Genomic DNA, 17,028 nt, shown 5'->3' with positions numbered 1-17,028 from the left:
GTAACATATTTAGTTTAACCATCCTAAAGGTGACAACTTTTTCACGTATAAGACAGAATGAGTGACAGAACCACTTGCGAAACTTGCCTGTTATTTCTCGGATTTGGATATTTTAGCGCAAATTATTTCTCGGATTTGAATATTTTAGCGCGAATTATTTCTCGGATTTGAATATTTTAATTATCTTTGCTGCTGATATTCAAATAATTATAGATATGACAGAATATATAAAAAGAAATATAGATACTCAGCTTATAGCATGGAAAGAAGATTCCATGCGAAAACCGCTGTTGCTTCGTGGTGCCCGACAGGTAGGAAAATCATCTGCAGTTAAACATTTTGGAAAGCAGTTTAAGTATTTTGCAGAAGTGAACTTTGAGCGCAGCAAAGCTATTAAAACCTTTTTCCATGGTGATCTTGATGTGCGTTCAATAGCTGAAAAGATCAGCAGTTACATCAATGTCCCTGTAGAAGCAGGCAAGACGCTCCTCTTCCTTGACGAAATACAGGAATGCCCAGAGGCCATTATGGCTCTTCGGTTTTTCAAGGAAGATTATCCTGAGCTGCATGTCATCGCCGCAGGCTCACTTCTTGAATTCACACTTCAGGAACTTCCCACTTTTGGAGTAGGAAGAATTCATTCTCTCTTTATGTACCCGATGACATTCGATGAATTCTTGTATGCCAATAATGAAGAGGGGCTAGTAAAAATGCGAAATGAAGCTTGTGGAAATCGTCCCCTAGAACAGGCTTTCCATGATAAACTCGTGGAATACTTCCGTATTTACCTGCTTGTTGGAGGTATGCCGGAATCTGTGCTTGCCTGGACACGTACTCATGACTTCAACCGATGCAGGAACATTCTGGAAGATATTGTGCTGACGTACGAAGATGATTTCAGTAAATATAAGAAGAGAGTCAATTCTGATCTGTTGCGCACTACGATGCGTGGTGTCTGCCATCAGGCAGGTGAAAAGTTGACATTCAAGCAAATATCAGCCGACTATCAAAGTTCGCAGATTAGGGAGGCACTCCGTTTATTGACCCTGGCAGGTATCGTAACTCCTGTAGTCTCTACCTCGGGCAATGGTATTCCTCTGGATGCAGAGGCAGATGAGAAGAGCATGAAGGTACTGTTTCTGGATTCCGGATTACTGCTGGCCGTGCTTCAGTTGGAAGGCAACCTGGCGCAGCAACTTATAGAACTCATTTTGGCTGGTACTCCTCAGGAACTTGTCAACAAAGGTGGACTTACGGAGATGGTTGCAGGACTTGAGATTTTGCGAAACAAACCGTGTATCCAACGTCAGAAGATGTTCTTCTGGGAACAGAAGGGGAAAAGTGTGGCAGAGATAGACTATCTGGAGATTCATAAAATGAAGATTACTCCTATTGAAATCAAATCTGGAACACAAGGCGGCATGAAGAGTCTCTGGCTATTCATGAGAGAGAAGAAACTCACCAATGCCTTCCGGTGCTCTCTAGAGAATTTTGGAGCGTTTGATTATATAGACAAGGAGGATCACGATGCAGTAAGGCATGTTACCATTCTACCTCTCTATGCATTATCATTATTGTAAATAAGTGAGACTTGCGAAACTCCCTTGTAAAGTTTCGCAAGTAAAGTATTCAAGTTTCGCAAGTAAGCCCCACACGCCCTGAAAGGGCAGAAGCTCCTAGCCCAGGGCATCGCCCTGGGTATTTATGGACGCAAACCTGTCGCCCTGTAAGGGCAAAAGCTTTGTATATTGCCAGGTATTTGAAAGCTTTTGCCCTTACAGGGCGACTTGCTGATTGCCATTATACCCAGGGCGATGCCCTGGGCTAGGAGCTTTTGGGCCTTCAGCCCGTACTTGAACCACATGCGAAACTTCAGTAAAGTATAAAGCTAAAAAAAGGGGGAAGCCAACGCTTTGGCTCCCCCCTTAGGTTCTTTATAATTCCCTATGATATTTAAAAAACTAGAATATACTATCTTACGGCAATCTTCTGACCCTTAGCCTGAGCACAGGACTGGGTAGATGCCTTCACAATGTAAATGCCGGATGGAACACGGAGAATCATTCTCTGCTTGTCAGGCAACTGATAACTGTGAACCATCTTGCCATCCAATGTAAATACCTGAACCCTGTCGAGCTTCTCACCACCCAAGGCAGAAACAACAATCATGCCGGCAGCAGGTGAGTAAACCTTTACCGGTGCGCTCTGCTCTTCAGCCTCCATGCGGTCGATGCCGGTTGAGGTACGGGTCTGGGTGAGGAAGTATCTTCCGTGGTCACCCGCCTTCACCTTCACAGCCTCGCCATCATGAAGTTCGGTAAAGCTTGCCGATGCAGCATCGTAGAGATAAACCGGAGCATCGAGTTTGTTCACACCCTTCAGGGTAAGTGAAACCTCTTCAGCCTGCTGGCTCACGATACCGAGCGGAATCCAGGACAACTCAGGAACTGCATTCACAGCCACCGCCTCATTGCCGGCAACGGTATAAACCTGCGGAACATCCTTGAGGTTCTGATCATACAAGAGATCCACATCCTCCTGGTCATCATAGTCGGCAGAAGCCTCCGGACGCAAAGCGATGCGTGCCTTTGAAATCTGGCCGTTGGAATTCTCTGTCGTTGCTTCAATGCTCTTGACATAGTCTGATGCCATCCGAAGGCCAGGAGTAATAGTGCGGTCTATACACATCGTAGACGTGAATCTTACATTTTCTACCATTTCGCCTTCTTTCTTCTTGACAAAGAACGACTGGGTAGGCTGGATAGCGTAGTTCTGCTTATCCAATTCTGCATTGGAAATCGCCTTCACCTCGCCATTCTCTACCATCCATATAGCCTTTTGCAAACCAGTATTAGCCTCGAAGAACTTAGCCATCGAGATAGAACAGGTATATGGATTGGCCACGAGATAGAAACCGCTATTGTTATCAGTTCCTAAACTCTGAGTCTTCTCTGCGAGATGCTTCTCATCGTTATTGAAAGCAACGAGAAGTCTGCCACGACCTTTAGGATCCTTCGTAACCGAAGTTTCGCTTGAAGAGTTCCCTGTTCCATTATAATCAAAGTACTGATAGCTGGTATCAGCCTTTGGCAAACGGAGGAGCGCCTTCTTTGTCTGATCCTTTGGCAAGAGCGCATTACCCGCCTTGATAGAGAAACCACCGAAGGTTCCATCTGCGGCATCGGCATAGCTCTCATCCACCTTATTATATACATGGCTCCAGTAGCCGAGATTCATATCAACATTTTCTGGAGCAGCTACACTTGGGTAATGAGATGCAGGATAATCACTCTTAGGTGTGATTTCCTTCACATCACTCTTCATCCAAGCTCTCTGATAAACCGGATACTTGCTTCGGCTATATACATTCGTATCAAACGTGATATCCTCAAACGCCTTGGTTTCCTGTCGGCCATCCTTTGCTGGCACATACATATCACCGGCGTAGATATACTGCAGAGGTGAAGCCATGGTGTACCACTTGTTAGGCACTAGTTCCTTCTCTACCCAAGCCTTGTCATATATCAGATAGCACTGGTCGCGAAGCTCGCCCTGAGGCTTGAAGTAAATCTGATGGCAGGTATTGCCATAGAACTTCTCGCACTTCAGATTACCCGATTCCAATCCCTTATCAGTAGCCGCTTCATCCCAGAACGCCATGATATCGTACTGGATATACTTCGTAGCCTCATTACCCTTACCATTGGTCAGCTGGGTAGCAATCTTATTGGTACTACGATAAACGATATTACCGAGGTCAGGGAATGGCAAACCCTTCAAGTTATCAATAGTAACCTTGGTAAACTTCATTGGCACATAGCTGTTCAGCGTAGGAATATTCACCTTTGCTGTAATACCAGATGCATTACCATAAGCCTGATAATCCTCATACTTATCATCATACAATTCAGTAGATGATGAGCGATGCCAGTTATCATCATTATTCCAGTTGGCATTCATACCACCATCCGCAGTAGGATACCAGGTAATGAACTCCGGTACAATCTTTACCTTGAGATAAGACTCGCCTGGGCAGCTTGTTCCACCTGTTGCTACTGCTTTCTGCTCGAAGGCGAATCTAAGCTCGTAGTAGTATCCCTCATGGAAATTCTCTACGGCAGCGTCAGAGAACTTGAGGTCGAGGGTAGACTGCACATCTGGCACGATTTCAGAAAGAGTGCTAGAACTCAATTTTGCAACAGGTTTCTTCAATAAAGAAGCATCCCATAGAGGGTCATTAGTTGTTGCAACATAAACATCTACAGAAGTCTTATCTGCACCAGTCTTACTATCATCAATGAATGTCAAAGTCTTATCCGTAACACCAGTCTTGTAACTTGCGCTATGCAATGGTACCTGGAGAAAACCCTGGGAAGTTTTTTCCAATAACTTCTTTATCTGTGGCAATCCGATACGCAATGAAGCTTCGTAGCTGTTATCTTTAAATGGATAATCCACATTATTGAATCCGAAGTTTAGCTGCGGACCATCCTTCATTACACGCAATGGTACTGGTATTGCACTAGTACACAACAGATAGGTCTTACCATTGATTTCGTATGGAATATAGCCATCTGCATTTGGAGTTCCTTTTGGCAACATAAAGATTTTATGTATTTCACCCAAAGGAAGCTTTTCCTTGCTGATAGTGATTGTGTTGCTGGCTGTTTCGTTCAGTTTGTTGGAAGCTACTGCAGGATCATCAATATACCATAAGAACTCCACATTATCCAATGTTATCTTACCGCCTGTATTAGGGTCAGTTGTAACCAATTGTCCCTTGATATTTACCGAATAGTTGTCTGCTTGATCGCAAGGAATCTTATAATCCGTAATGACGTTACCATAAGTATCAGTAATAATTGGATGCTGGCTAACCATTTCAAACCAGCTACTGTACAACGAGCAGACTTCAGCAGGTGAACCCCAATTAGAGTTGCCTGTTGCATCAGGAGTTTCTGTAGCTACAGATACGTAATACTTCTTACCTACTTTAAGAGGATAATATCTATTACTGATAACGATATAAGTTTCACCTTCGCTATCCTTCTCGATCATAGGAGTATCATCTATAGTATACTGGTTGCAAGTTCCCTCTGAATCGAATACGTCAACAGTTCCATATTTATTGCTCTTGTATTCAATTTTTGTTCCATCAGATGTATTAACCAGTTCCGTCCGATAGTAAGGATTACTCTCATCAATACCTTCTACAGGCTTACCTTCCTCATCGACAAAACGGAAGTATATTTTAGTCTGTCCTTTATGTCCGGTAATAGCATTCAAAGTCTCGTGGATAGCACGAATCTTCAGCTTGATATTTCCCGTTGCAGCACCATCACAAATAGGCTTCTCCTGAATCACCTGAACCTTAGCAGGTGCAAGATACATACGGATATCATCTACGGCATAGTCGGCACCATCAGTATTGCTACAGTAATTATCTATCTCCAGTCGGAAATCTGAATACTGCTCTACATTTGACTCTTTTTGCAAAGTAATCTTACCATATACCTGGTACCAAGTTGCAGATTCCAAACTTTCTACATTAGTAGTAAAATCACCAGATGAAAAACTATGTATCAGGTGTTTATCAACAATATCACCATTGACATTTCTTTTAACACCATATAGTTTAAACATAATCTGTGGCTTAGTCTTGTCAGTCATGTTTGCAATACCCGCAATGAAGATAAGCTGCTGTCCTGTACAAAGATCTGCAGTGAAATCTGATGCTGCGATTTTTCTACTTTCATCAGATGCATCCACATAGAGAAAATGGCCATACTGAGAACCATTGGTCATCTCATAAGTCTTATCATATAACTTTCCACCATCCCACCAAAGATATCCGTTGGTTTGTGAAGATCCTGCACCGGATATACCAGGAACATTGGCAGACTTATACAAGCAATAATCTCCATGAAGTGGAGAATGACCGATAGTCTTGAAACCATTAAAATTAGTTGCATCGTAGTCGATCAAATCACGATATACGAAACTATAAGCACGGCGATTCCATTTAGATGGTAAACGGTCCTGGTTGTTATCAGGAGTTGTAGGAGCAGCCACAGTCTGTTCTACATCATCATCATCAAACGTAATTGGCTTGGTAGCCATTTTATAATGCTCATCAAGATAACTAATAAGTCTATTATTCAATCCTGCTTTAACGATTTCATCTTTAGTCATCGGATGATTATTCATGAATCGAACATCAAAGTTGGCTATAGGGCAACGATTTCCGTCATCATCCATTGCATATGCAACGATGTATACTGGATCTCCATATGTAAATGTATAATTCTTAGTAGATCCTGTCATAGATGCAGGCATCCATTTGTCGTTAAGCTTACCCATCGTCAAATTAAAGAAACGACTACTCTCGTTCCCAAAATCATTTAACTTTAGACAATATGTCTTGTTCTTATCGTATGCCCACCATTCAATCTTAGTTGCCTTACATAATTTTGTTACATCGAAATCTGATTCTACGAGTTTATCCTTTTCATCAGCATAATATACTCGATGCGTGAAACCATAGATGGTAGTACCATCTGTAGTAGTACCTGTCTTATATACACCATTAACTAATGGATGAAAATAATATTTCGTAGCATCTGACAAATCCAGTCGAAGAGTCACAATAGAACTTTGATCCTTCATACCAACTGTTAAATACTTACCATCCTCATAAGTTCTATAACCTTCTCTTTGAGTATTTTTTCCAATAGCCGTATTCATAATATCGTCTGCTAACTGCTTAGCAGAACGGATATGGAAAATGTATCTGATAGAGAGCGTAGGCTCGTGTACCAGATAAGTTTTTGTTGCATCCAAACCATCAATGTAACGGCTCACATCACAGGCAATATCTTCACCAGCCCATTCATCAGATGAAGCTCCTGCTGGTGCAGTATATGTAACACCTATATTACTGCTTGTCGGAGGTGCAGTAAGTTTGTAAGCAAACAGTCCATAGTCGTTACTTCCTGATTTTATATGATTCAGAAAAGTTGTGCCAGTTTCTGTGTTAGGAGTTAAATTATCACTAGCTATATCTTTTGTAAAATTATACCATCTGAAATATCCCTGTGGCTCAAGAGGGTCACCGCTATTTTCATACTTATCGAAAGGCAGCACTAACTCTACTTTCTCATTAGCATCTTTCACATAGACATAGTACTCCCATTCAGCAGTCTGCTGCATACCCTTTTCGTCTAATGCAGTATTAGCATGGCCTACATAATGATTGAAAGGCATGCTGTACTTATCCAAAAGTTGCACATTAACCTTTGCCTTCAAAGTAGGTTCAATTGTGACGAAACCATACTGAGTGGTTGGCGTTTCATCAGAGATGACGCAAGAAATGTCAACATCATTAATATCCAGTCCTTCTGGAACTACAAAATGAGCATTCAATGCATTAGCAAAAGAACTTGATGCATCATCAGAATACCAGGTCCAGTACATACCTTCCTGTTGCTTTAGGGCTCCTTTAGAAGACACACCGGTTATGGCTGAGCCATCCTTCTTTTTAATAGCCCAACGAACATATAACTTGCCGAAATTCTGAGTTTCAGATAAGCCTAACTGTTCCTTGATAAACTTCAAATTATCTTTAGAAGTAAGATCTACATTTAAATTAGTACCTAAAACAATGGAAGAAACATTTCGGACTGCAGCACCTGTAGGCTCTACAGAAGGAGTCAACTTAATTGCATCAAATGTGGTTTGACTCAAAATGGTATAGTTCACCTTACCTACCAATGTAGGCTCTTCCATAATCAGATTGCCAGAAAAACTTGGTTGTTCATTACCAACATATACCACAACGTTATAATCATTGATGTTCTTATCACTAGGACAAGATATGGTAAAGTTGAGATCTGAGAAAGAAACAAAAGCACCTTCTTTCTTATCACGAAGACAATATACGCCTTTAGCATTTTTATAACATGCGAGATTCCATTCATGATCACCTAATTGAGTATCAGAAATTATATTACCATTTCTTTTTAAAGTAAAACCACTAAGATCTGTAACGGGATTTCCATCTTTATCAACAACAGATAGACGGAGATAGAATGGATACTTGCTCAATATTAAGCCATTAGAATCCGCATTTTTATCCCAAATTGCAAAGTCTGCAAGTGTTTCACCTAAATCAGTAATAGAAATGGAACCTCCTTGCAAATTTGCATCTGCAACAGTTACTAATTTCTCAGCACTGTTTGGACCAAAGTATGTCTTAAAAGTAGGAAGTTCATCCTTAGAAATTATATCAAACGTTACCTTCTTCTCTGCTAAGACTTCACTAGGATTATTATAAAAAGCCTCATTCTTAGAAACCCAAAGAATAATCTTATAGTGTGCTAGACTGCTTATAGTAGAAGGAGCGGTAAGGGTTAAAAATTGATATGTCAAATCATAACCAGTTTTATTTACCTTTAAATATTGTCCTGATTTTGAATGGTCATTGAATCCATTTTGGCTTACAGTCCATGCTGACAAGTCATCCACTATTGTACCATCTGGTTCAATGACAGACAATGCCCAATAATCGCTACCCTTTACATATTTGCTAAGTGTAGTAACAGACAAAGTAAAGGAAGAACCATTTGAAATGTTGGTTTCAGTTGTCTCTGTTAATCCCCATATAGCATTTGGCAGCAATGCAAGCATTGCTACCAACATATATCTCATTACACTATTAAAAATCTTAGACTTAAACATAAGCTTCAATGTTTTTTAATATAAGTATTATTGTTTACATATCCAAAATGCACCGTTATGGCGCCTTGCTGAGTACCAGGTTAAATCCTGAGAGATGGCTACCCGATATACCAGCGTTGGTGAATCAACTCCATCATTAACTTTCACAGAAAGCTGATAGATGATTGGACCTATCTTCTTGCCTAACTCACCTTTGGTTTCCGCCTCAATTCTGTCTTTGCTAGAAACGATAGATGGTATCGTACTGAAGGCTTTTGATTCTGCTCCAGTCTCCGATTCCGAGAGTCTCGTCCACTCAAGATTAGTGAAAGAGACAGATGATTCATCACTATACTTCGTAACAGAAGGAATGATATGGAACTCCTCTAAATCATGGAAAATGAGATTGAGCTGTTTTCCGTCATCTTTCAATGACGGAGCCGAACCGATAGATCCAAAGTCCTCTACCTTGAGGCGTAGCTTGTAATCGCTCAGCGCCAACTTTAAGACATGATGGTCGTTGCGGGCTATCTGATTCCAGTCGGTATACATGAAATATCGTTGTGAACCAACATTCGTTACGAGCGTTACTACAAAGTAAGGATAAGCATTGCCGGCTTGACTCTCGTTGACATAGAAAGAAACCGAACGGCTGTTATCTGTATCATAATCGGTTGTATTCTTGGCTATTGTCAAACCAGGTGTAATCGCATGTGTAAAATCATCTCTTTTAGCATTTTCTACCAAATTTGGTGTTTGGGCAACATTCGTAGATGAAACAACATTGTTTGCAGGAAGCAGCTTGATATTTGCTCCTGTAGTAGGATTGCTTGTAATATCGCTGATACTTACATTCTTTACGGTAATATCTTCACCTGTCATGTTGCGGAACTTGAGCGTAATCTTGGATAGCATTCTTACTACATATAAATCCTTGACATCCGGTTGGCCGTCAGAGCCGATAGTTACCACCTGTTTATTACTCATAGGGATACCATTCGCTTTAATATCCATATCATTACCATTGACAGCAAATGATTTGGAATCGAAGTTAGGAGAAGGAGAACCCTCCGTAATCGTACCGAGATCAGCATCTGATATATTGGCAAAAGAATAGACCGTATATTTGGTTTCTGCTTCCAAACCGGTAACTATTACATCATCTTCCTCTTTGCCTTCTTCTACGGATGGCTGCTTGACAACTTTCGCTACCGTTCCATCAGACTTTACAAAGACAACTGTCCAACTCTTCATGTTCTCTTCTTTAGAACCGCCCTCCCATGAATCGGGAGTTCTTGCAGTATTAGTTTCTGCACGGGAAGAAGCAGAACTTCCTGATACTGGAGACAGATTAAAATGGAGAGTATATGTCTTGTTGGTGATACTTCCCGGATCAGAAGCATCACTATCAGGCGAACATGCTGCAAAAGTCAGAAGCAGCATCACCAGGCAAGCCATATATTTCATTATATGTTTTCTCATTTTAGTTATACTTTGTAAATTAATCTTAGTGTTTAATATATTACTTCCCCATGGTCGTAATGTGCCCAAGGGACTACATGTATGGTCAACTTGATACCTTTAGACTTTCCTTCTACACCATCTACCTTTACCTGATAGATGTTGTTGCGAACAACACCAAAATGCATCGGGTCAGCGGTGGTTCCACTTCCAGAAGGGTCGCTATGACGGAGTGTATAGGTATATTCCTTTTCTGTTCCAGCAAAACCAGTCTTAGGCTTCTTTGTGGTTGCATCCCATTCGGAAGACTCGTAATACTTGCCTTTAAAGATAAGACCTGTAGAATAAGTCTCGGCATTATCGGTGGTCGTATTCTCCATCAGATAATCGAGGATGTAAGATGCTTCTCCTACAGCTGTACTGGTAGAAGTTGTCTTCTTTACATTATATAGAGATGCAGGGCCTTCGGCTTCTGCGAGAGTAAGACCTGTACGATTCTTTGTCCATGGACAAACCACATAATTAGTAGAAGCCTTGGTTGTAGGATTCATTACTTCTTGGCCGAAATAAGTAACTGTAGATACATCTTTATCTGAAGATACTCGCTTTATCAGGTATTCTCCTGATGTCATAACCTTGGTAGGAGTTACAGATTCAAGCTTAAAACCACCTATTACATTTGTTCCATCCATTACGTTATAATAATAACCTTGACTGGTGCCATCAAAAGTAGCATTTGGAATGATGTCGATACGGGCAGCCAAGCGCTCAATGTCTACATCTACCTGATACGGATCTGTTTCTGAACCTTCCTTGGTGAAATCTATCATAGCATCCTTCTTTGATGACATGATGAAGTTTGAGAACTTTGTAATATCAGCATCTCGGGTGCACACCTTCGACATCTGCAAATCTCTTACTTCACTAATCTTTCCTTTACATCTGGAAGTCATATCGTCTGCATTGGCAATCACTATCACATGATAATTCTTGCCGACAATTGATGCATCTATTTCTCTTGGAACGGTAGTATAAGTTGCATCGCTGCCGGAAGAAGTTGTAACCTTATTTAAATTGGTGAATGTATATACATAATCTATTGTAGCATCAGCTTCCGACAGGTCATTTTTATCAGATTCATATAGCAAGACAGCAAGAGAATTGACATCATTTTCATGATTGATTCCTGGTTCTCTATCATCTCCGCTTTCACCTCCTTGAGGTCCTTTAGTTGCCCTACTCACTCGTGTATCTCCACTACCTTCCACCGTTACCTTTACCTGCAGATATGCCTTCATATCTTTGCTTGGCAGAGGCAAATCACTAGTAGTGTCACTTGCACAGGATGCAAACGACATAACCAGCAAAATGGCTAGCAATGAGAGGGTTATAGTTTTCATTTTAAACATACACTTTCTTTTTATATCGGCTTGCTGAAAGCCGGGTAGGACATGTTAATGGAGTTCTTCGAACTGGATGCGCTTGCTCCAACTCAGTACATTCACGCTGATGGTGATGTAGCAATACTTGAGCTTGCCACCCTGAATAAAGAACTGAAGTTTGTAATCGTAGGCACGGTCTAGGAATTCCTGTGCACTATAACTGTACTCCTCGCTGGTGCGAAGACGACTCAAGAGGTCTGGCAGGTCTACATTGACTACCGTATTTCCGGTCTCCTTACTCTTAATCAGGAGTCGGCCATCCTGGTTGTAATCTTCGTGCTTCAGAATACGGGAAGTCATAAAGTCAGCATGGGCTATCTTGCCCTGCTCGTCCTCATCTACCGTATTCCATGTGGCATGAGGGGTATAAATGAGTTTACGGCTCTCATCGAGAGAGTTATCCCAAAGGATGCGGGCATTATGGTCTTCGATGGTCATCGTGTAGTCGTTGACATCCATATCCTGTGGAGAGTCAAGGTCACGGAGCGCCACATTGATCTTCTTGGTATCACGCACCAGAGGGATGGTTGCATAAGAAGGTTTTGAGGATGATACCTCTACTGCCTCCAGCTGTTTACCATGCCAGAGGGTATCGAGAGGAAGGCTGTTGTTGACAACCTCATCATACTCTCCCCTATTTTCATGATCGAGATTCACTTCCAGTTTCTGCATCTTATCTCCTGTAGCCGATGGAGCGGTACGAACGAACTTGGCACGACCTGAAGTTAACTGGTCGGCGTAAGCATTCTGTCCGGCAAGGGCAAGGAACTGATATTTACCTGGCTGCAGGTTCTCGACGTGCATCACATAATTTGGGTCTTTGAGAGGCGATGATAGCGCAGAATTCGTCTCGGTCTGTTGGGTTATATAGTTTCCGTTCTCGTCGAATACATACAGCGTTACCTGTCCAACATGGTCGTTGAACATGTCGGCACGCTGGAGGTTATAATCATACTTAAACTTCACATATACACCATTAGGACAATCGCTGTAATCCTGGTGCCACATATCGTGGCATGAGGTCGCGACGGTCAGGGTCATGGCAGCTGCCATGACACCCTTTAACCATTTATTTATCTTCTGCGCTATCATATCGCTAATCAATTATTGTTTTCTATATTTTATCGTTTTATAATTCCCTCAAATTACTGACCGAGGATTGCACCCTGTGTACGCTTAGCCCAAGAGAGGACGTTGATCTTGACAGAGATGTAACTCTTCAAATTATCATCTGGCGTAGGATCATTCTTTACATCAAGTTCCTCTGGAGTTGCTGCACCAAGTCGACTTACACCAGTAATATCCAAATCATACCAGTTGTTACGAAGCACACCATAACGACCTAACCAATTAGCTTCGTTAGAAGATGGGTATGAAATACCTGAAGTTTTTGTAGAAGGATTCCAAGGAGTAAGCTCATCACCAAAGTGCTTAATCAAGATATTATAATAAGAATAACCATCCTTATATTCTACAACCTTGATATTGTTAGCAAGAGCTGTTAATACAGCAGCATCTGTAACATTAACAGTTTTTGTTGCACTACCTGTAGCAGTTGGTGTAAAGGTCAAAACTAGCTTAGTGAAAGTAACCGCACCAGCTTTATCTGAAAATTCAACATCAGACACCTTAATCTTACCAGCCTCAGTAACAGTAGAGAAATATTTAGTCTTCAAAGAAGACTCAGTATTCTCAGCCAAGAACTGATTACCCACCTTTGTTTTTGCATTTGCTAATGAATAAACAACATCTTTACCTCCATTAATTGTATAGAAAGTAGTACCATCTGTATAAGAATCAGGAGTAATCTTCATCTTTACAATAGCAGTAGTAGTATTACAAACATTCTGATGAGCTACATCAAAGGTATTTTCATAACAATAGGTACTAGCATCCTTTTCTAATGTCAAATCCGCATCCCCTACAATTGCATCCGAAGCAAATGGAGCATCATTCGTATAATTAATATCCTTTCCCCAATATGTACGATACTTATTAGCAGCAGGATTTAATGACTCATTAGTCTTAATCAATTTTATACCTGCAAAACGATAAGGATTAGCGTCAAAAGCTGATTTATCAGCACCAGTGAGGAAATCAGTACCGTCAGATTTCAAGTCTTTCCATGAATTATCATATTGACGAACCAAATAAGAAGACTTATTTACATTAGCCAAGTTCCAACCCTCCAAAGTGTATTTAAAATTCTTAGCAGGTGTACCATCAGCAGAAAGAGTTTCTATTGAAGTTCCAGAACCAGTCTGACCTAATGTAACCTTAGAAGCTACGCGCTCAACAAAAATATCAGCAGCAGGATTAGCTTTTGCTTCTGCTTCTGTCTTAAAAATAGATGTAGTTACATCAGCCAAAACTGTTGCATCATCAAATGCTGCAGTACCTGGTTTAGTTACAACAGGAACATTAGTCATCATCAAGTTATCTTTAACAAAAGCACCATTAACTTCAAGCTTAGAGAAATCAGAGAAATTACCACTGAACGCAGTACCATTAACGGTTATAGTATGATCAGTACCTACGATAATCTTAGTGCCTTTATTAACAAGAACAAAAGCATAGATTTTACCAGATGCAGAAATAGAACTAATCTCTTGAACCTTAGTTAATTGGGTAGAAATCTGCGCATTAGCACTAATATCTTTTTTCAAGCCTTCCAAGTTATATGCTCCTTGAAATACAGCATCATTTTCATTTGAACCTGCAAACAAAAGCAAAGCAGCATCTTTCACATTATACTCATCAACATCACCATCTGCAGTCACATCATTTGCTGCTCTTGATACATTCTTACCCTGTGTAGGCAAGTTCAAAGAGATATTAATATATCCCTTACCAGTCTCATTGAAACCTGTGTTGTTACCACCACCATTCAAATCATCACTACTTGAACAAGAACCGAGCATCAGCCCCGCCAATGCAACGGAAAATAATAAAGTTTTCTTCATCTTATTAACTTTTTATTATTGTTATTAATATTTTATTTCTTTACTTATAAACGTTCTTAAAAATCTAATTATATTACATTTTTATATATTCGGTTTACAAATCATCTAATACGTTATATTTGAGTCACTTTCTATATTTGTACTTAGAAAAGATATGCCTGAGCTAGGAGCCTGTCCCAGGCCAGGGCAGTACCCTGGCTCTAAGGAATAGCTATATTGTCCTAAACAGACAGTATGTATAACTTTATAGATTCTGTAAATTTTCTTTTGCAGAAGCAATACCTGCCTTGGCTGCCTGCTCCAGATAATAACGAGCTTGCTTCTCGTTGCCCTTCAGCATCTCATAGACCCCTCGGGCATTCTGGGCATCGGCACTGGTTCCAGCCTTGTCGAGATATTGTTTCGCATTATCTGCATCACCGGCATTCAAGCGGGTTATGGCTGCATTCAGATTCGCTGTCTCATTCTCTGGGAACATGCGGACGGCGATCTCCATCACTTCATTAAACTCCTTGCTGCCTGGCTCGTAAGTCTGGGCTACCATGAACATCTCCTCCTGGCTCAACTGCTGTGGCTTGGTCTTGATAATCTCCTTTGCCTCTTCCACATCGAAAGGTTTCACCTTATAAGTAATGTGATAGTCGGAATGGCGGAGGGCTGGATACCAGGTGTCGAGCATAAAGCGATACTCTGAAGGATACTGCTTCTTAATCTTCAACTCGCGGGCATCCGGATTCAGACTCTTATCGGCAATAATCGCCAGAATGGCATCCTTATGCTCCAGGTTGCTACCTTTAATATAAGCTATCAGACCATCCCAATCCTCTGGAGTAGAAGAAACCGTGAAGAGGTTGTTTGGCAACTTCACCATCCGGCGCACATATTCGGTCAGCGTCTTGGCACGGTTCTTTGCCAGATAATCATTATGGGTGTAAGGACTCTCAGGTGATGCATAACCATGAATGTTGATGCCGCTCACTTCGAGGTTCCTGTCTTCCTTCAATGCATTGATGGTGCGGATGATGCTATCCAACTGTTCCGGATTACGGCGGTAATCAGGATGCAGTTCTATACGGTCTACCGGGAAATCGATATAAGCGCGCTTATCCAGATGACGGACCTTGATTATCTCTACCTCCGGACGGACGAAGGAAGCTACCGGCTGGCGACGGCGAGAAACCGTGAAATCATTGCCGTCCTGCAGATCACCACAACCGCAGAGGTCTTCGTGAATATCCAAATCGTAGTTTCTTTCCTTAGAAGACAGAGGAACTGAAGCAAGATACTTCACGGTCTGCTGCTTCTTGTTGTCTCGCTTCACCACCAGTGCTTGAGGTGAAAGCTGCAACTGTTTCTTTCCTACTCCACGGTCATACATAATCTGCTGTCTTCTGCCGTTGATAACAATCTCCGGCATCTTGAGCAGCTCACCCTTATGCTTGATCATCGGAGTATAGACAAGCTGGTTGTTGGTAGGGAGATCCAGGGAGTCGAGATTCAAATCCATCGCAACCGTAACCAGGTCATTGTAATGAGACATCTGTACATTAGATACCTGAATCTTATCGGCAGCCAACTTGAGACTCTTGCAATCCTGGGCTGCAAGAGGCATAGCCATCAAAAGAGAGCTGAATAATAATATGTAGTTCTTAAAATCTTTCATACTCATAGATTATGTTTAATGAGTTACAACATATAAATAAGAGAAATGGCTGCCTTGGTAGGACCCACGTAGTTGTCATGAGATGACTTCTCCTTCTCGCCACAGGCACCGCACTTGAACTTGTCGTACTGGATATAATCATATCCGAAACCTACAGAGGTTTCCAGGTTCCAGTGCTTGGAAAGAGGCCATTGATAACCAGCGGTCACACCACCACCTACATACCATCCTTCATAGCGATGGTCACGTAGAGATTTGAAAATGCCAAGGGGTAACTTCACTCCTCCTGCATTAAACTGTCCGCCCATGGCATGAACACCCAAGAACCAGCCATTGAAGCTCTGGCAGAACCAGTAACGGTATTCTGGTTGCAAAAGCCAATGACGAAGGCTTGACTGGTCGCCACCGGACTGTTTCCAAGGATTGAAGCCAAAGAATACCTGAGCGGTATGCTTCTTGCCTAAGGCAGTCTCGACACCGAGATTAGGAGTTGTTGTAGCCCAATATAAGAGGTTGGACTTTACTCCCGTGTTTTGCGCATAATTAGCTAGAGATACAAATAAGAGTAACACTATAGCTAAAATTAATCGTTTCACCATCTATTAAAAGAGTTTAGTTAAGTCTATTTGTTTATTCCGTTTTTACTATATCAATAGGTAATTATATAAATTAACCGTTTACATGATTGTTTGAATTTTCTTGGGGCAAAAGTAATAAAAAAAAATGAATGGGGGAGGTCGTCCGAAAACTTAATTAGGGAAGCAAACAACTGAATTGAGCATTT

8 protein-coding genes are annotated in these 17,028 nt (G+C 41.3%); 1 reads left to right on the top strand and 7 read right to left on the bottom strand.

The window, feature by feature from the left end; all coding sequences use genetic code 11:
• Positions 1-215: 215 nt before the first annotated feature.
• Positions 216-1,580, top strand: a complete 1,365-nt coding sequence (locus KSW37_RS13245) for an ATP-binding protein (RefSeq protein WP_217314850.1) — start codon at positions 216-218, stop codon at positions 1,578-1,580.
• 391 nt (positions 1,581-1,971) lie between these two features.
• On the opposite strand, the gene KSW37_RS13240 is transcribed toward KSW37_RS13245, so the two are convergent.
• The 7 genes from KSW37_RS13240 to KSW37_RS13210 all read right to left on the bottom strand — a co-directional run bounded on the left by KSW37_RS13240 (position 1,972) and on the right by KSW37_RS13210 (position 16,840).
• Positions 1,972-8,697 (bottom strand): T9SS type A sorting domain-containing protein, encoded by a 6,726-nt coding sequence (locus KSW37_RS13240; protein ID WP_217314849.1) that lies wholly within the window; start codon positions 8,695-8,697, stop codon positions 1,972-1,974.
• 66 nt (positions 8,698-8,763) lie between these two features.
• Complete coding sequence (locus KSW37_RS13235) at positions 8,764-10,197, bottom strand: hypothetical protein (RefSeq protein ID WP_217314848.1); 1,434 nt, start codon at positions 10,195-10,197, stop codon at positions 8,764-8,766.
• 32 nt (positions 10,198-10,229) lie between these two features.
• A complete protein-coding gene (locus KSW37_RS13230; protein WP_217314847.1) occupies positions 10,230-11,585 on the bottom strand; it encodes a fimbrial protein in 1,356 nt (451 codons plus the stop codon).
• Between the two features lie 45 nt (positions 11,586-11,630).
• Complete coding sequence (locus tag KSW37_RS13225) at positions 11,631-12,710, bottom strand: FimB/Mfa2 family fimbrial subunit (protein ID WP_217314846.1); 1,080 nt, start codon at positions 12,708-12,710, stop codon at positions 11,631-11,633.
• 53 nt (positions 12,711-12,763) lie between these two features.
• A complete protein-coding gene (locus KSW37_RS13220; RefSeq protein WP_217314845.1) occupies positions 12,764-14,581 on the bottom strand; it encodes an Mfa1 family fimbria major subunit in 1,818 nt (605 codons plus the stop codon).
• 244 nt (positions 14,582-14,825) lie between these two features.
• Positions 14,826-16,244, bottom strand: a complete 1,419-nt coding sequence (locus tag KSW37_RS13215; protein WP_217314844.1) for a DUF3868 domain-containing protein — start codon at positions 16,242-16,244, stop codon at positions 14,826-14,828.
• A gap of 23 nt (positions 16,245-16,267) precedes the next feature.
• Positions 16,268-16,840 carry a DUF3575 domain-containing protein gene (locus KSW37_RS13210; RefSeq protein ID WP_437183133.1) on the bottom strand — a complete coding sequence of 191 codons (573 nt, stop codon included), beginning with the start codon at positions 16,838-16,840 and terminating at the stop codon, positions 16,268-16,270.
• Positions 16,841-17,028: the final 188 nt, after the last annotated feature.

It is taken from the genome of Segatella copri (assembly GCF_019127135.1).
Classification (GTDB): Bacteria; Bacteroidota; Bacteroidia; order Bacteroidales; family Bacteroidaceae; genus Prevotella.
Note: the sequence above shows the minus strand (reverse complement) of the source record. Positions and strands in the feature narration are given on the sequence as shown.